Source organism: Corynebacterium sp. HMSC068H04 (genome assembly GCF_001811255.1).
GTDB classification, from domain to species: Bacteria; Actinomycetota; Actinomycetes; order Mycobacteriales; family Mycobacteriaceae; genus Corynebacterium; species Corynebacterium hesseae.
On sequence record NZ_KV804020.1, the window covers coordinates 1 to 16,216 of the forward strand.

At 59.8% G+C, this 16,216-nt stretch carries 12 protein-coding genes, 1 tRNA gene and 2 pseudogenes; 6 read left to right on the top strand and 9 right to left on the bottom strand.

Features of this window, described 5'->3' with window-relative positions; translation table 11 throughout:
* Window positions 1–161 (top strand): annotated as a pseudogene (locus tag HMPREF2792_RS12890) (IS256 family transposase); the annotation flags it as partial.
* 110 nt (window positions 162–271) lie between these two features.
* Here the strand turns inward: HMPREF2792_RS12890 and HMPREF2792_RS10265 are convergent.
* From HMPREF2792_RS10265 to HMPREF2792_RS10295, 7 genes and pseudogenes are all read right to left on the bottom strand, one after another.
* Window positions 272–347 (bottom strand) — tRNA-Arg (locus HMPREF2792_RS10265).
* A 166-nt stretch (window positions 348–513) separates the two neighbouring features.
* Window positions 514–1,581, bottom strand: a pseudogene (locus tag HMPREF2792_RS10270) (GTP-binding protein).
* Window positions 1,582–1,614: 33 nt separating this feature from the next.
* On the bottom strand, window positions 1,615–3,189 hold the full coding sequence (locus HMPREF2792_RS10275) for an SLC13 family permease (protein WP_070533391.1): 1,575 nt from the start codon (window positions 3,187–3,189) through the stop codon (window positions 1,615–1,617).
* Between the two features lie 317 nt (window positions 3,190–3,506).
* Window positions 3,507–3,806, bottom strand: a complete 300-nt coding sequence (locus HMPREF2792_RS10280) for a DUF202 domain-containing protein (protein ID WP_070533392.1) — start codon at window positions 3,804–3,806, stop codon at window positions 3,507–3,509.
* Window positions 3,803–4,165: a YidH family protein gene (locus tag HMPREF2792_RS10285; RefSeq protein ID WP_070533393.1), complete on the bottom strand. Its 363-nt coding sequence runs from the start codon at window positions 4,163–4,165 to the stop codon at window positions 3,803–3,805. The genes HMPREF2792_RS10280 and HMPREF2792_RS10285 overlap by 4 nt, the downstream gene beginning before the upstream one ends.
* A 60-nt stretch (window positions 4,166–4,225) precedes the next feature.
* The gene (locus tag HMPREF2792_RS10290; RefSeq protein WP_049157754.1) at window positions 4,226–4,909 is read right to left on the bottom strand and encodes a potassium channel family protein; all 684 of its coding nucleotides are present in this window, start codon (window positions 4,907–4,909) and stop codon (window positions 4,226–4,228) included.
* A gap of 1 nt (window position 4,910) precedes the next feature.
* On the bottom strand, window positions 4,911–6,275 hold the full coding sequence (locus HMPREF2792_RS10295) for a TrkH family potassium uptake protein (RefSeq protein ID WP_070533395.1): 1,365 nt from the start codon (window positions 6,273–6,275) through the stop codon (window positions 4,911–4,913).
* Between the two features lie 180 nt (window positions 6,276–6,455).
* Here HMPREF2792_RS10295 and HMPREF2792_RS10300 point away from each other — a divergent pair, with 180 nt between their 5' ends.
* Window positions 6,456–7,799 (top strand): MFS transporter, encoded by a 1,344-nt coding sequence (locus tag HMPREF2792_RS10300; protein ID WP_070533396.1) that lies wholly within the window; start codon window positions 6,456–6,458, stop codon window positions 7,797–7,799.
* A gap of 3 nt (window positions 7,800–7,802) precedes the next feature.
* Here HMPREF2792_RS10300 and HMPREF2792_RS10305 read toward each other — a convergent pair whose 3' ends face one another.
* Both HMPREF2792_RS10305 and HMPREF2792_RS10310 read right to left on the bottom strand, forming a co-directional pair.
* Window positions 7,803–9,851 (bottom strand): YhgE/Pip domain-containing protein, encoded by a 2,049-nt coding sequence (locus HMPREF2792_RS10305; protein ID WP_070533398.1) that lies wholly within the window; start codon window positions 9,849–9,851, stop codon window positions 7,803–7,805.
* Window positions 9,851–12,391, bottom strand: coding sequence for a YhgE/Pip domain-containing protein (locus HMPREF2792_RS10310; RefSeq protein ID WP_070533400.1), 2,541 nt, complete (start codon window positions 12,389–12,391; stop codon window positions 9,851–9,853). The genes HMPREF2792_RS10305 and HMPREF2792_RS10310 overlap by 1 nt, the downstream gene beginning before the upstream one ends.
* A 174-nt stretch (window positions 12,392–12,565) precedes the next feature.
* Between HMPREF2792_RS10310 and HMPREF2792_RS10315 the strand changes: the two genes are divergently transcribed.
* From HMPREF2792_RS10315 to HMPREF2792_RS10330, 4 genes are all read left to right on the top strand, one after another.
* A complete protein-coding gene (locus HMPREF2792_RS10315) occupies window positions 12,566–13,750 on the top strand; it encodes an Nramp family divalent metal transporter (RefSeq protein ID WP_011272788.1) in 1,185 nt (394 codons plus the stop codon).
* Window positions 13,751–13,770: 20 nt separating this feature from the next.
* Window positions 13,771–14,163: an NUDIX hydrolase gene (locus HMPREF2792_RS10320; protein ID WP_070524603.1), complete on the top strand. Its 393-nt coding sequence runs from the start codon at window positions 13,771–13,773 to the stop codon at window positions 14,161–14,163.
* Window positions 14,164–15,106: 943 nt separating this feature from the next.
* Window positions 15,107–15,682, top strand: coding sequence for a TetR/AcrR family transcriptional regulator (locus tag HMPREF2792_RS10325; protein ID WP_070533402.1), 576 nt, complete (start codon window positions 15,107–15,109; stop codon window positions 15,680–15,682).
* Window positions 15,679–16,041 (top strand): DoxX family protein, encoded by a 363-nt coding sequence (locus HMPREF2792_RS10330; protein WP_070533404.1) that lies wholly within the window; start codon window positions 15,679–15,681, stop codon window positions 16,039–16,041. The genes HMPREF2792_RS10325 and HMPREF2792_RS10330 overlap by 4 nt, the downstream gene beginning before the upstream one ends.
* Window positions 16,042–16,216 lie beyond the last annotated feature (175 nt).

The following is a 16,216-nucleotide window of genomic DNA, read 5'->3' on the forward strand; positions in this document are numbered from 1 at the left end:
ACTTCGGACGCAATGGGAAAGCGGCATACGCGCCCTAGACGAAAGAAGAACTCACACGACGTGGCCACCCAGACGGGTGACCAGCCACATTCGACACCCACATCGACAACGAATGGAACCCCAGCTTAGGCATAAGAAAAGGCTGGGCCGGACGCTCCTAAATCCACACGAAATGTCCCTTAAGCCCTTTGATCATATTTCAGAACACTACCGGGTTTGCCCAACCCACGGAGTAGAAAATGAGAAAAGCCGCCCGAAGGCGGCTAAGTTTTGGTGCGCCCGGAGGGATTCGAACCCCCAACCTTCTGATCCGTAGTCAGATGCTCTATCCGTTGAGCTACGGGCGCAGTCCGTTGGTTTGCAGTGCTTGACGCCGGAGCGTGTGCGCTCTGCTGTGCAACGAGGAATAACTATACCCACACGCTAGAAATCTGACAAATCCCGATGTCAATGCATGTTTTCTACCCAAGAAATGGGCATAGCAATTCACCCCGTGTTCACCTTAAGGAGGGACTAGACGAGGGTGGCCACTTCGGCGTCGGAAAACACGGCGTCACGAAAAGCCTGCAGAGTGGACTCGTGGTCGAAGTCGACGCCGATGAGCACGAGCTCGGTGCCGGGCGTAACCCCATTGGCCGCCCACAGGGAGGCCGGCATGATCTGTAAGTTAGGGCCGGCCTGCTGCCAGGCGTGGGCCACGCGCAGATCGGTATCAACCCAGCAATAGCCCTTCGAACGCACCAGTCCGGTGCTGGCACGAAGGGCCTTCAGCAGACGCTCGCGGTTGAAGGGACGGTCAGCGCGGAAGACCACGGAGGAGATGCCATATTCCTCGGTTTCCGGCGTGTGTGGGTTGGCCAGCTCCTCCGCTTAGCCGTGGTAGGTCGCGGCGGTGGCGGTGTCATAGAGGTGGGCGTCAAGAACCAGCGTGGGATCAATAACACCGTTAGTGACAGGCACGACGCGGGCGCGGGGGTTCATGGCACGCACGGTGGCGATGACGCGCTCAGTTTCGGCGGCCTCCACCAGGTCGGTCTTGGTGATGAGGATGAGATCGGCGAACTCGACTTGGTCCACGAGCAAATCGGCAATGGTCCGGTCATCCTCAGGCGTGGCCTCAATGTTCTCGGAGACCAAGCTGCGGCCGCGGCGAAGATTAGTCAGGAATGTAGAGGCGTCCACGAGGGAGACCATGGTGTCGATAGGGGCGACGTCGGCAAGCGTGGTGCCGTCCCCGAACTCCCACTCGAAAGTGGCGGCAACGGGCATGGGCTCAGAAATGCCGGTGGACTCGATGACAATCTGGTCGAAGCGGCCGGAACGAGCCAGCTTGCCGACGGACTCAATCAAGTCCTCGCGCAACGTGCAACAAATGCAGCCGTTGGAGAGTTCAACGAAGCGGTCTTCGCCGCGTTCAAGATGGCCCTCGCCGGCGACGAGGGCGGCATCGATGTTGACTTCGGAGAAGTCATTGACAACAACCGCCAGCTTGCGCCCCTCACGGTTAGCAAGCAGGTGGTTGAGAAGGGTGGTCTTTCCGCTGCCTAAGAATCCGGACAGCACGGTAACGGGTGTAGCCATCCCGTAATGATAACGTTTTTCATTAATTGAGGGCTACAGGACCAACCCAAAGACCGGAACGGCAAGCAGGTAGACGGTGATGGTGATGAGCACGCAGCCAATCAGGTTGAGGCCGATACCGCCCTTGATCATGTCGCCGATCTTGACGTAGCCGGAGCCGTAGGCAATCGCGTTCGGCGGGGTCGCCACCGGCAGCATGAAGGCACAGGTTGCGGCCAGCGCCACCGGGATGGTGAGCAGCAGGACGTTGATGTCGCCATTCTGGGTAAGGCCGATACCCACGGCCACGCCGCCCATAATCGGCAGGAAGGTCGCCGCAGTTGCGGTGTTCGAGGTGATCTCCGTCAGGAAGAGCACGAGCAGGGCCACCGAAGCGATGAGCAGGATGATGGGCAGGCTGCCCAACCCCTTGGCCATCTCACCAATCCACAGAGACAAACCGGACTTGTTGAACATCGAAGACAGGGACAGGCCACCACCGAAGAGCAGGAGCACATCCCACGGCATTTCGCTCGCAGTCTTCCAATCCAGCAGACGCACGCCAGTCTTCGTGTCGGCCGGGATGGTAAACAGCAGCAAACCAGCGGCAATGCCCACGATTGCGTCGTCGTAGTTGGATTCCTTGCTCACAAAGAAGGGAATGATCACCCAGGCCAAGGCGGCACCGAGGAAGATGATGCCCGTCATGACCTGCGGGCCGGTCCATGGGCCAAGCTTTTCAATCTCGGAATCAATGAGCTCGCGGCCGCCTGGAATCTTGTCCATCTCCGGCTTGAACACGGTAATCAGCATGAACCAGGCAATGAACAGGAAGATGAATGCCAGCGGCATGCCCACCATCATCCACTTGCCAAAGCCGAGGACGATGCCGTGAGTTTCCTTCATGTAGCCCATCAGCAGGGTATTCGGCGGGGTGCCGATGAGGGTGCCGAGCGAGCCAATCGACGCCGCGTACGCAATACCCAGCATGAGCGCGGTGGCGAACTTCTTCTGGTTAGCCATGCCACCGACGGCGTCGGCAGTCAGCGAAAGCACGGAAATACCAATCGGCAGCATGACCACTGCGGTAGCGGTGTTGGACACCCACATGGACAAAAAGCCGGTGGCCAGCATGAAGCCGAGGATCAGCTGCTTGGGCGAGGTACCGACGACCTTGACCACGAATAGCGCCATGCGGCGGTGCAAGTTCCAGCGCTGCAGGGCCAGGGCGATGAGGAAGCCGCCCATGAACAAGAAAATGGTGGACGAGGCATAGGGCGCACCAACATCCTTGATGCTGCCCACACCTGCCAGCGGGAAGATGACCAGCGGCAAAAGCGCGGTGGCGGCCAGCGGGATGGCCTCCGTCATCCACCACACACCCATGAGAATGGTCACGGCCGCTACGGCGCGCAGCGCGCTCTGAGTGTATTCCGTGTCATCCTTAGCACCGGGTGATTGCAGCACGGTATCGACGGCGTTGCTCGGGAAAATAAACCACACGAGAGCAGCCAAAACGAGCCCGAGGATAAGGCCAATAGCCATGCGACGCCATTCGCGCGTATCAACGCCGTGGTCGTCTTCGCCCTCCGTGTGCGATGTTGAGACGTGAGTGTGCGGGGTAGTCATCTGCCCCCTCCTTTTCCTGGTTAACCAGCCCCCATTCAGCCGCGAGAGAGTTATTAGGATCGCCGAATGGGCCTACAGCTTCAGGTTATCGAGGTCACAGACCGCCAACAAACACTTTCCGGTTATTACCCCCACTCAGGCCGCAGATTCACCCCTGTTCGCAAAATCTTCTGCAGATTAGCTGCAAAGAATGCTCACCAATGTGTGGGCAGTCTTCACTCAGTTCCCTTCCTCCGCAGATCCCCAGACCTCGATCCCGCAACCTGCCCACCAGGGAGTTTCGGGATCGAGGTCTGGGGGTTTGCGATAGAAACGCGTTACCAGATAGCGACGAAGGCAACCGCCCCGAGAAGCATCGTTCCCAGCGCGACGGCGGCAAGCACCGAAGCTCCGGGCAGGGCGGGTGATTCGGCCCGGGCGAGGATCTCATCGGCGTCGCGAAGCTTGGCGGTAGCCAACCACAACACCACAGCCACCACTACTCCAACAATCACGGCGGCCCATGGCGCAACGGAACGCACGACGAGCAAACCCGCGATGAGGCCGGCTAGACCCGTGCGCTGCCAGGCTAAGCGGGTGCGCTCGGGTTGGAGGCCAGGATCAAAAAGCTCGCTCACGCTAGCAGCTCGCCCACCAGAATCATCAGGCCAATAAGGATCACCACGCCAACAATCAACGCCAACGCCGGGCTTGCCGGGAGCGGACGCGCATGGCGCATCGCGCGCTCGGAGGCACCCCAGTGAAACCACGCCACCGCCGGCAGGACGATGGCCACGATCAGCATGATGACGGAGACGACGCGAGTCAGCGTGGTGTTCAGCGGCAACTCGAAGGTCTCCAGCGCCACGCCACCGGCGATAAAGGCCAAGGACGTGCGGATCCAGGCCAAGAACGTGCGCTCATTAGCCATGCTGAAGCGCGGATCAGGTTCCTCCCCTGTTCCATACACCGAGCCCGGGAAACGTGCCTTCGTCATAGGCGCTACTGTAGCGCCCCGCTCCTAACTCCACAGCGCGAGGCACCCCGAGCGCGCCCCCTAAGACTGCGAGAAGGCCTCCAGATCCGCAGGGCTACCGGCGACGACGATGAGGTCGCGGTGGGTGAGCTCGGTGCCGTCGTCAAGCGGGCGCCACTGCCCCGGCCCCTGACAGCGGGAGATGAGCTGGACGTTGTGCTCTTCCCATACCTGATGGAGGTTGAGAGGGCCCTTGCTTATCGACGCCGGCGGGGTCATCGCCGTCACGCCATAATCGGTGGCGATCTCCGCGAAATCCTCAAAACGCCCGCCCAGCAGGTGTGCCACGCGGCGGCCCGTATCGCGCTCTGGGCGAATCACGTGGTGCACTCCGAGTTGGCGCAGGATGCGGGCATGAGCATCTGAATCTGCCTTGGCCCAGATATCGCTCACCCCGAGCTCCACGAGGTTGGAGGCGGTAAGGATGGAATCCTCCAGATCCGAACCGATGGCCACGACCACTCGCTCTACCTCATCGACGCCGAGCTGGCGAAGCGCCTCAGCGTCCGTGGTATCCGCGGTCACCGCTTCAGTGAGGAACGCGGCGTGCTCGCGCACGTGTTTCTCCTCAGCATCGATGCCGAGGACCTCCACGCCATGCTCCATCAGCTCGCGGGCCAGGGAAGAACCAAACCGACCCATGCCAATGACGACGACCGGCGGGATATTAATGGAAGACTTTTCACGCCGCAGGGCGCTGAACATGTTAGCCAATGAACGGCCTTTCTTCTGGGTAGCGGTAGCGCAGGGTAATGGTCCGGGCGGCCAGTGCCGCCACGAAGGTGGTGGGTCCTACGCGGCCAACGTACATGATGAGACACAGCATGAGCTGCGATGGTGCGGACAAACTTGCGGTAATACCCGTGGACAAACCCACGGTGGCGAAGGCAGACATGACTTCGAATGTGACCTGGTCCGCGGTGAACTCGGGGTCCCAGATGCGCAGCGTCGCCACGCCGAGGGCCACGACCACCATTCCGGCGGCCGTGAGCGCGAGGGCTTGGCGGAAGGTGGACAGCGGCAGACGCCGGTGCCCGATGGAGGTGTCCTCCCGGCCCAAGAATTCCGAGATCATCGCCGCGCCTAGAACGCATGCGGTCGTCACCTTGATGCCACCCGCTGTACCGGCGGAGCCGCCGCCGATGAACATCAAGATGTCCGTCACCATCAGCGTCAACGGGTGCGCCTCACCGTAATCGATGGCGTTAAAACCTGCCGTTCGGGGCGAAGCGCTCATGAAGAAGGCGTTGATCAGTTTCTGGCCCAGCGGCATTCCATGCAGCACACCGGAGCCCTCAGAGAGGAAGAAGATCACGGTGCCACTAAGCAACAAGAACGCGGTGGCGCCCAGCGTCATCCGGGCGGTCATGGACATGCGGTGAATGCGCGGCGTGCCGCCACGCCAGCGCGTTAGCCGTGCGCGGGCCCGTCGCACGAACTCCGCCAGCATGGGATAACCCAAGCCACCGATGATCAGGGCGAAGGCAAGGGGAAGAAGAATCCAGCCATCAGCAGCGAAGGAGATAACGCTGTCTGAATAGGTACTAAACCCTGCGTTATTGAAGGCCGAAATGGCGTGGAATACTCCTTCCCACGCTGCGCGCCCAGGTGCTACACCATGCTCGGTGGCTAGGCGCACGCCGATGAACACAGCGACGATGGCCTCGCAGATCAGGGTCATGACCACGGTAAGCAAGAGCGCGCGGCGAATGCCGCCGGAGGCCACGGCGCGGCCCTCCGCAGCCATGGTCCGGCGGGCTTTGAAGCTGATACGGCCGGTCAACAGCATGCCCGACAGCGACGCCAAACTCATGATGCCCAGCCCTCCCAGCTGGATGAGCGCGATGATGACCGCTTGGCCGAAGGACGTCCAATAGGTCCCGGTGTCCTCCACCACCAGACCCGTCAAAGAGACCGCCGAGGTCGCCGTAAAAAGCGCTGGCAGGAACGGGGTCCACTGCGGAACATTGGCGGAAATCGGCAGCATCAGCAGCAGCGTTCCCACGAGGATGAGCAAGATAAAGCCCACGGCGGTGAGCCGAGCCGGGCCCAGGAAATGACCGCGTTTCACAGCGCTTCACACTACGCTTCGCGCCCTCTTAAATCACCCCCATCCCCTGTGAATTTGCCGGCAATTTTATAGTTATATCTTTTGTAATAACTGCCCGAAAGGTAGTTTCCCATTAGACAATCGAACGACAGATATTAGGAACGAATCGGCCCTTTACCCGGATATGAAAGCGAGGCCACCATGGATCATAAAGCGACCACGCACACGGCGGACGGCGCTGAAGCTGCCAAACCAAGAATCGAATGGCCAACCATCAAGGCTATTCTCGCCGCATCCAGCGGCAACCTTGTGGAATGGTTTGATTTTTATATCTACGCCTTCTTCAGCGTCTATTTTGCAGACCAGTTCTTCAGCGGCACTGGTGAAACCGGTGCGCTCATGAAGTCTGCGGGCGTCTTCTTTGTCGGGTTCCTCATGCGCCCTATCGGCGGTTACGTCTTCGGGCGCATCGCCGACCGCTATGGTCGCAAGCGCTCAATGCTGATCGCCATCATCATGATGTGCGCCGGCTCCCTCCTCTTTGCGGCCTTGCCCACCGCGGCGACCGTTGGCGCCTGGGCTCCAGTGCTGATGCTCATCGTGCGCTGCATCCAGGGACTCTCCGTGGGTGGTGAGTACGGAGCAACGGCCACCTACATGTCTGAGATTGCTTCCTCAGGACGCCGCGGCTTCTACTCCTCCTTCCAATACGTCACGCTCATCGGCGGGCAATTGCTGGCCAGCCTCCTCGCCGTCATCATGACCTCCACGCTGGGAGAAGAAGCAATCACAAATGGGTGGTGGCGCCTGCCTTTCGTAATCGGTGCACTCGCCGCTGTGGTAAGCCTCTGGCTACGAAACGGTCTTGAAGAAACGACGTCGAGCACCGAGCGCAGTGAGGAAGGAGCCGGAACACTTCGCCAACTCATGCAGCACCCGCGCTCGTTCTGGGTCGTCCTTGGTATTACCGCAATCGGCTCACTGACCTTCTACACCTACACCACATACATGCAGAAGTTCCTCATCAATACGGGTGGTTTTGCCAAAGGCGACGTTGCCCGGACGATGACAGTATGCCTCTTCGTCTTTATGATCCTGCAGCCGCTGACAGGCTTGCTTTCTGACAAGATCGGCCGCAAGAACACCATCCTCATTTTCGGTGTGGCATCCACGGTCGGCACCATCCCCGCCTTCATGCTCCTGGAAGCCCAATCCACTCTGATCGGCGCCGGGGCAGTCATCATTCTCATCTTCGTCTTCGAAAGCGGCTACACCTCGATTTCCGGAATTCTCAAGGCCGAGATGTTCCCCACCTACATCCGCGGCCTCGGCGTGGGATTCACCTACGCCGTGGGCAACTCGCTTTTCGGCGGTTCGGCCGAATACGTCGCTCTAGGGCTGAAGAACGCCGGCCACGCCAACGCCTTCCCCATTTATGTCACTGTCATGGCGGCGCTGGGTGTGGTTGCCATGCTCTTCCTACATGACAGTCGCACTCACTCCACAATCGACAACCCCGAAGGCAGCGCCTACGCCAAGAAATAGGCGCTACATCAGCTTGGTCTTGTCCAAGGTCTCCACCCAGCCGTTGGTGAATTTCTCCAACGGCTTGTGGAAGACCACGCCCAGAATCAGCATCGGTACGGCAAAGAGCAAGAGCGCGAACAGGGAGAGCCAGTAATCACCGTGGTAAGTTCCGGCGATGGCCGCGCGGAAGGCACGGATGGTGTAGGTCGCCGGCAGCCACGGGCTAATGTTCTGGAACCAGTCCGGGAGCACCTGCAAGGGGTAGGCGCCGCCCGACGACGATACTTGGACCACCAGCATGAGCACCGCTAGGGCCTTGCCCGCGTTGGCGAAGGACACCACGAAGGTGTAGCAAATCAGCATAAAGATGAGCGAGCTAACCCAGCCCGCCAACAGCATGAGAATCGGGTGCGCGGGCTCAATGCCCACGAAGAAGATGAGGCCCAGAATCAGCATCGTCGACTGCACGAGGCCAACCGCGGCAAACATTCCGAAGCGGCCGAAGAAGCGCTGCATCGGCGAATATGTATCCTTATCCACCACATCCGTGCGCACGCTCACCGCAGTCAGCAGCGCACCAACCCACAGCGCCAGCGCCGTGTACATCGGCGTCATGCCGGCGCCGAAGCTCTTGACCGGGTAGACCGCTTGCCTGTCGACGTCCACCGGCGCCGCAATCGCATGCGCCAAGGCATCCGGATCGGAACCGATGATGTCCGCCAACTTCTTCAAGTCACCGGACGCCGCAGCGGAGTCAATGTCTTTCTTCAGGTCAGCGAACTTGTTTGCCTTGTCCTGCAGGCCAGAGGCGAGCTTCTGTACCGCATCCCGAGCATCCGTCAGCGATGAAGAATCAATGGTGACGGGGGCCTTAGCGGTATCCAGATCCGCGCTCACCTGGCCCAAAGAGTCCTGCAGTGCGCGCAGGGATTCACGCAGACCAGAGGTGGAGATTCCCTCCACTGATTTCTTCGCGTTGTCGATGCTGGAGAGATCCGGCTTCGTGGGTTCGGGAGCGTTAGCGGCTGCTGTAAGGCGCGCGTGGAGAGTGCGCTGCGCGTCGATGGCCTCCTCGATACGGCTGAGCGCCTTTTCCTTATCCCCGGCCGAAATTGGCAAGGCCTCGATGTGTCCGTGCAGGTTCTGGTATTGCGCAATGGTGCCCTCTACCTGACCGGCCAAGGTGTTGAGCGTGGCGACGCGGTCGGCGCGGGAGGTGGAGGCGTCGTCGTAAAGCGCATCAATGCGTTGGCGCACCACGTCATAACTAGCGCTGGTGGCATCAAGCGATTGCTGCAGGGCGTCCGTCGACACATTCAGCGAGGAAGACTGAATCTCCGGCAGCTCCAGGTCCGCCGAGTCCGCGATGCGCTGGGCGCTTTCCATGAGCGGAACCGCAGTATCCACGAGTCCGGCGAGGGAACGCGCGGTACGGGCAGCCATATCCAGCTGGGTCTGCACGCCATCCGCGCGCGCCTGCATCCGATCCAGCACAGCCTTGGTATCGCCCTTGCTTAAGAAGTCGGAGAGTGAGGTGACCAGATCGAAGGACACGTCACCGACCGTCGTGGTGAAGGCTTCGGCAACCTGGGCCGACACACCCTCCGCGCCTTGACCGGTGATCTTCGGCGCCAGCGCGTTCTTCTTCTCATTCATGTAAAAGGACAAATCCGCGGGCTGGGAACCATCCGTGTAGAAGTTCATCATGTCGGTACTGAAATCTTCCGGGAGCACGATGGCTGCGTAATACTCACCGGACTTGGTTCCTTCAATCGCCTCATCGGAGGTAGTCACAACCCAATCCAGCTGCTCATTCGCGCGCAACTCATTGAGCACTTGGTCGCCAACGTTGATGGGCACCGGCAACAGATCGCTCTCATAGCCGGTGTCCTTGCTAGCCACCGCCACCTTGAGCTGGCTGGTGTTATCAAAGGGATCCCAGCTAGCCAACACGTTAAACCACGTGAACAGCATCGGAATGACGACGAGACCCACGAGCATCACAGCGCTCATCACGTTGCGGCATGCGGTGCGGATGTCGTTGAGGAAAAGATCGAGTGTTCCACGCATTAGTTATCCCCCTCCGTAGACTCCGCGCCGATGCTGGACGGATGAATAAGGTCATCTTCATCCAACGTCACGAGCTCCGCGGACTGTTTCAAGCTGATGCGCAGGTACTCCAGGGTGACCGCGGCGACAATAATAAGGAAGCACCACGCCGTCCAAATGCCCAAGAGCAACGGCTTCTGGTCGGGCAAGAGGCCCGAGACAACAATGAGGATGACCACGCCGACAACGCCCGCGATGGCCACCATCTTGAGCCAATAGCCCCAGTTATGAGCGCGACGGTCCAAATCCCTCTTGAGGCCACTGCGGCTATCCAGCGCCTGGATGACGTCCGCGATGCGGTAGCCGGAGCCCACAACCTGCACGTTTTCATAGTCGAAGAGTTCGGTGTCCTTCAGCTCGCGGTTGAAGATGACATTGAAGTGCGCCAACGCCTTGCGCAGTAGAAGGCCGAAGACGAAGAAGAGAATGAACATGAAGGCGAGCACGCCCATCTTCTTGAAGTAATGGTTCCCGTAGAACCCGCCGATGGTTTCGCGCATGGCGTCAATGCCGTACGTGAACGGAAGCAGCGGGTAGATGCTGTGGAAGAAGCTGGGCAGCAGCTCAATCGGGTACAGGCCCGACGCACCTGGAATCTGGATGATGGCAAAGACCACGCAGAGACCGCGGCCGAGGTGCCCCAGGGACGTCGACAACCCATAGATAATGCTCAAGTAGGCCAGCCCCACGAGCACGCCCGTCAGGATAAAGGCAGGCGCATTCACAGTCTGCACGCCGATGAGCAGATCACCCACGGTCACCGTGACGGCCTGGATGATGACCATCAGGGCCATGAGGAGGAAGCGGCCCATGTAGGCCTGGCCCACCGTGATGCGGTGGAATCCTTCCTTATCCACCTCGACGCGGAAAATCACCATGAGGACGAAGGCGCCGATCCACAGCGAGAGGTTGGTAAACAGCGCCGCCATGGCGGAGCCGTAGCTATCCACCGGGTACACGGTTTCGGATTTAAGCTCGATGGGCTCCGCAAAGAATCTACCGATTTCTTCCGCGTCCAGCCCAGTGACATCTTGAACCACCTTGGAGTTCATCGCCGCACGCAGCGAGCCCACATCACCCTGCATAGCGCGCAGGCTGTCCTGGAGGGCCAGAAGGTTGGTATCGAAATCGGACAAGGTGTCCTTCGTGGCGCGCAGCTGCTGGGCCACGCCGTCCAAGAGACCATTGGCCTCCTGCATGGTTCCCTTCTGTGCTTCCAGGGTGGAGCTCAAAGCGCTCGCCGTGGAGCTCAGGCTGCTCATGGCACGGTTGATCTCCGGCACGGCCGTCGTCACGGTATCGCGCAGCGTTTGCGAGGTGGCCTTAGTATCGGCCGCTGCCTGGTTGATGGCCTCCGCACTAGCCTGCACATTGTCCGCTGCGGTTTGGGTATCCTTGCTCAGCGCATTGAGGTTCCCCACCAGCTGGCGGTTGGATTCATTGCCCTCATCGAGGCGCTGGATGGCGTCATCAATTTCCTTGGCTACCTGCGGTGAAAGCGTTGCGGAATCGCGCAGGGCTTTAAGCTGCGCAATCGATTCTGCGCTCGCATCAATGGCGATGTTGGCCCGCTGCGTGGCGTAATCGAAGCGGTCTCCGGCCTGGTTCAGACCCGCGGTGACGTCCGCGATGGATTCCTGCGCTTGGGCGGTTCCGTCTGCCACCGCACTGGCACCGCTAACAAAGGCGCCGGTGGTCTGGTCGGTGAAGTCACCGATGCCTCCTTGAGCCTGCTCGACTAGGAAGGAGACCTCGGCGAGGGCTGTTTGGGCGTCGCCCAGCGCGGTGCTCACATCAGCCACCGTGGACTTGGCTCCCAACGTGGAATCAGCAGCGGCGTCAAGCTTTCCCTGAATGCGCGCGAGGTTCTCGCGGTTGCCGTCAATCTCCTGCGCGGTCTCCCCGAACGCGGAGCTGGTGTTGTTCATCGCGCGCGTGACTTTTCGCTCGAAGTCAGTACCGGTGTCCTTGACGTTCTCCGCCGCGACGGTGGCCACCTGCTCCTTGAAGGCCGCCGTGATCTGCTTGTCCAGACCTTTGGCACCGGTATCCGTGATCTTCACGGCGATGGCGTTGTTCTTCTCGTTGACGCGGTAAACCAGCTGCGGCTGCGTGAACTTCCCGTCGAGCATGCTCACGAGGTTCTCGCTAAAGTCCTCCGGAATCGTCACCGAGGCATACACGTCTCCTTCTAAAAGGGCTTTCTCGGCTTCGTCGCGCTCGAGGAATTGCCAGCCTAGCTGGTCATTCTTTTTGAGTTTCTCAATGACCTCACTGCCGACATCTATCTTCCCCGTCAGCTCATTGTTAGCACCCTTATCCTCGTTGACCACGGCCACCTTGATGTTGTTGGTATGGCCATAAGGGTCACGAAAAGCCGCGATGTTCACCCATGAATACAACGCGGGGGTGATGACGAGCCCGATGAGAATGATCCACGCCCTGGGGACGCGGCCAAGCCTGGCTACATCTCTGATAAAAATCTTCCAACTTTGGCGCACTGAAGGCAGTGTACCCGTTGCACCTCCCTGTCTCTAACCAGCCAAAATACATAAAGTAATTTAAATAATTAACAAATAAACTTTAACATGGTTTGCCGGATCAAACCCCTGGCTTGAACATATGGCGATGAAAACTAGACTTCAAGTAGTTGAACTTTTGGTATGGAGATGCCTATGCGTAAGACCTTAATCAGCCTCACCGGCCCCGCCTTCGTTGCTGCAGTGGCTTACGTCGACCCCGGCAACGTAGCCGCCAACATCAGCGCCGGCTCCCACTACGGCTACCTCCTGGTGTGGGTACTCGTCGTGGCCAACCTCATGGCCATGTTCATCCAGTACCACTCCGCCAAACTGGGCCTAGTCACCCACCGCTCCCTGCCGGAAATCATGGGCGAGCGTCTCTCCCGCCGCGCGCGCCTAGGCATGTGGGCCCAGGCCGAGCTCATCGCCGCGGCCACCGACCTCGCCGAAGTCATCGGCGGCGCCATTGCCCTGCAACTCCTCTTCAACCTCCCCCTGTTCGCGGGCGCGCTCATCATCGGCGCGGTCTCCATCATTCTCCTCATCTTCCAGAAGAAGAACCAGTGGTTCGAGGGGCTTGTCATCGGCCTGCTCCTGGTCATCTGCATCGGCTTCCTTGCCGGCCTCGCCATCGCCCCGCCCGACCCCGCCGACGTGGCCGGCGGCCTCATCCCCCGCCTAGAGGGCAAGGACAGCATCCTGCTGGCCGCCTCCATGTTGGGCGCCACCGTCATGCCGCACGCCATTTACCTACACTCCTCCCTGACCAAGCAGCGCTACCCCGACCTGGAAATCCCCCACGTGCTGGCCGGCACCCGCGCGGACATCGCCGTGGCGCTGTCCATCGCCGGGCTCGTCAACGTGGGCCTGCTGGTCCTGGCGGGCTCGGCCCTCTACGGCGTGGACGGCACAGAGACCATCTCCGGGGCCCACACGGCGATTGCCAGCCACCTCGGCCCGCTGGCCGGCGTTCTCTTCGCCATCGGCCTGCTGGCCAGCGGCCTCGCCTCGACGTCAGTGGGCGCCTACGCCGGCTCCGAAATCATGGACGGCCTGCTTCACATCAAGGTCCCCCTACTAGTCCGCCGCCTGGTCACGCTCATCCCGGCGCTGGTCATCATCGGCTGCGGGGTCGACCCCACTATGGCACTGGTGGTCAGCCAGGCACTTCTTTCCCTGGGCATCCCCTTCGCCATCATCCCGCTTTTCCGCTATGCCGGCTCCCGGGACGTCATGGGTGAGTTCGCCGCGAAACCCTGGTCTATGGCCGTGGGCTGGACGCTTGCCGCGCTGGTCATCGCACTCAATCTCGCCCTCGTGCTCCTGCCGCTGCTCTAGGCCGCCTACAATCAGCAGCCATGATTGAAGTAGCAGCCGTCGTCATCCGCAACCCACAAGGCCACGTGCTTACCGTGCGCAAGAAGTCCTCCACCAAGTACCAACTGCCCGGCGGCAAGCCCGAGGCGGGCGAGGCGCTTGTCGACGCCGCCCTGCGCGAAGTTGCCGAAGAAGTAGGCCTCACCCTCGACGCCGAGAGCCTCAACAAACTCGGCACCTTCGACGCTCCCGCCGCCAACGAACCGGGCGAGGTCGTCGTCGGCACCATCTTCACCTACACCCGCACCGTCACCACCGACGAACCCCACGCCGCCGCCGAAATCGGGGACACCGCCTGGGTCAACCCAACAGCACCCGACCGCGAGCTTGCGCACCTGTTGCGTGACCGCGTCTTCCCCGCGCTGGCTGGGTAGGTACGTTTTCGTAAATTGCATCTCGAAGCCACAGGCCGCATCGCCTGTTTCTACGCATCTGTAGCAGCGCACCTCCGCGCCCATTTTCTCGGCTCATCAACATAAGACAGAGGCAGGTCCGCTGAAATACCCACCCCTACTCAGGCATTTACTTCTTCCCGCTGGGAAGAAACACAAGGACAATGACCAAAACTGCTAGAGCAATCGTGACAGCATACGGCCATTGAACATAAACGGAAAGCGTCATCAGAATAACGCCAATAGTGGCCAAGATTTTTTTCCACATAAATTATTCTCCCTAACCGGTAGATTCTCTTTGACTGCTCTCCAGACAGTTCAGCAACGTCCATATGGCGAAATTCCAAGCACGCTACCCTAAAACCTTCGCCATTTAGTGCAACGATAGTTTTCAAAAACCAACCCGCTGAGGAAGTGCTTTAACTGGAGCGAGAACTGATACTGCCGCAATCAGCACTACCAGAGGCGCACATTTCTTGGGGCAATACATGCCCTTATCCCTTTCGCGAGAAGATGGCCGAGAACTCGGACACCCCCTAGAGTTACATGTGGTAGACAAATTTGGAAGCAAAAAATGGAAACCGTAGACGAACGTATACACTTCCCCAAAAATCCTTGCGAGAGCCCGCAAGAGGGCGTATCTTGCCGCAATTCGCCCTGCTGACATTTAGCCTCCTTTAGGCTTCGGCCTACCTGCTGCTTCTGTCATTGTCGGCACCATCTTCACCTGCACACGCACCGTCACCACCGACGAACCCCATGCCGCCGCCGAAATCGGCGACACCGCCTGGGTCAACCCAGCAGCCCCCGACCGCGAGCTTGCACACCTGCTGCGCGACCGCGTCTTCCCCACGCTGGCCTAGCGCCAACTGTCAACACTTCGGCGTCATTGACCTCGAAACCATCAAGAGCTACCCTTTTGAACATGTTCACTGAACACGTTCACTCATCGCGCTCGGCCGCCAAAGCTGGCACCGTCAGCAAGGTCCTAGCCACCGCCTACGAACTCTTCCTCACTCAGGGCTACGCCACCACCAGCATCCGGACTATCGCATCCGAAGCTGGCGTTAGCGTGGGAACCGTCATGGGAGTCGGCGACAAACAAACGCTGCTCATCCGCACCATTGGCCAACACATTTCAGAACTCCACGATGAGATACGCGGACAATCCGATAGCCTCCTCGATGTCCTCAAACCATTCCTCCAGATGTTCACCGGCCACGAAGAACTCTCCCGTGCGTTCGGCGCGGCACTCATCCAACAAGGAAATCAAGGCGAAGCACTCACCGCGCTCAAAACACTCCTGACCGATGAAATCACCCTGCGCCTTGGCTCCAGACTCAACAGTGACGATGCAGCCGAGTACTCCAACCTGCTATACAACGTCTACCTCGGCTTTCTCATCGGGTGGGCCGCGGGCCTCTACGACACCGAACAACTCACCTCCCAAGCCGCCTCATCCATCGAACGCCTCAACACCGCATTCGGAGTAACCCAATGATCCTAGAATCCTCCCCCGCTTGGCCCTCCCTGCTACTGGCTGCCATCCTGCTTGGCGACGCCGCCCTCTCCCTCAAACCAGTCCCCTTCATCGAAGCCTGCCTCAGCGGCGTCAAACTCCCCAAAGACTGGTGGTGGGCACTCATTGTCATCAAATGCCTCGCAGCCACAGGACTCATCGCCGGCCTCTGGTTCCCCGGCGTAGGTATCGCAGCCATGGTTGGCGTCATCGCATATTTCTGCGCAGCCGCAGCAGCCCATGTCCGCGCCCACTTCCTCGGCAGTGAATTCTGGATCAACTGTTTGGGAATGCTCGCGCTCTCAACCGGCGTGCTCATCCTGACGCTCGCACTGGATTAAGGCACTAGTCAATCTTTCACGACTTCCTGCAGGCAGATGCATCATTGCACCCATTGATTGATGACTAGATGCTTTCTAGCCTAAAGGTATGTGCACCACGATAAACCTCCCTTCCTTCGATTGCGGCGGACCAGCTCTAGTTGATCTCAGCGACAAGGAAGCCGTGTGGGCGGCG

What these genes read in the sequence shown, in the direction of transcription:
- HMPREF2792_RS10315 (WP_011272788.1), top strand. Translation starts at nt 12,566, where the DNA reads ATGCGTAAGACCTTAATCAGCCTCACCGGCCCCGCCTTCGTTGCTGCA.
- HMPREF2792_RS10275 (WP_070533391.1), bottom strand. Translation starts at nt 3,189, where the DNA reads ATGACTACCCCGCACACTCACGTCTCAACATCGCACACGGAGGGCGAA.
- HMPREF2792_RS10290 (WP_049157754.1), bottom strand. Translation starts at nt 4,909, where the DNA reads ATGTTCAGCGCCCTGCGGCGTGAAAAGTCTTCCATTAATATCCCGCCG.
- HMPREF2792_RS10300 (WP_070533396.1), top strand. Translation starts at nt 6,456, where the DNA reads ATGGATCATAAAGCGACCACGCACACGGCGGACGGCGCTGAAGCTGCC.
- HMPREF2792_RS10305 (WP_070533398.1), bottom strand. Translation starts at nt 9,851, where the DNA reads ATGCGTGGAACACTCGATCTTTTCCTCAACGACATCCGCACCGCATGC.
- HMPREF2792_RS10330 (WP_070533404.1), top strand. Translation starts at nt 15,679, where the DNA reads ATGATCCTAGAATCCTCCCCCGCTTGGCCCTCCCTGCTACTGGCTGCC.
- HMPREF2792_RS10285 (WP_070533393.1), bottom strand. Translation starts at nt 4,165, where the DNA reads ATGACGAAGGCACGTTTCCCGGGCTCGGTGTATGGAACAGGGGAGGAA.
- HMPREF2792_RS10325 (WP_070533402.1), top strand. Translation starts at nt 15,107, where the DNA reads ATGTTCACTGAACACGTTCACTCATCGCGCTCGGCCGCCAAAGCTGGC.
- HMPREF2792_RS10320 (WP_070524603.1), top strand. Translation starts at nt 13,771, where the DNA reads ATGATTGAAGTAGCAGCCGTCGTCATCCGCAACCCACAAGGCCACGTG.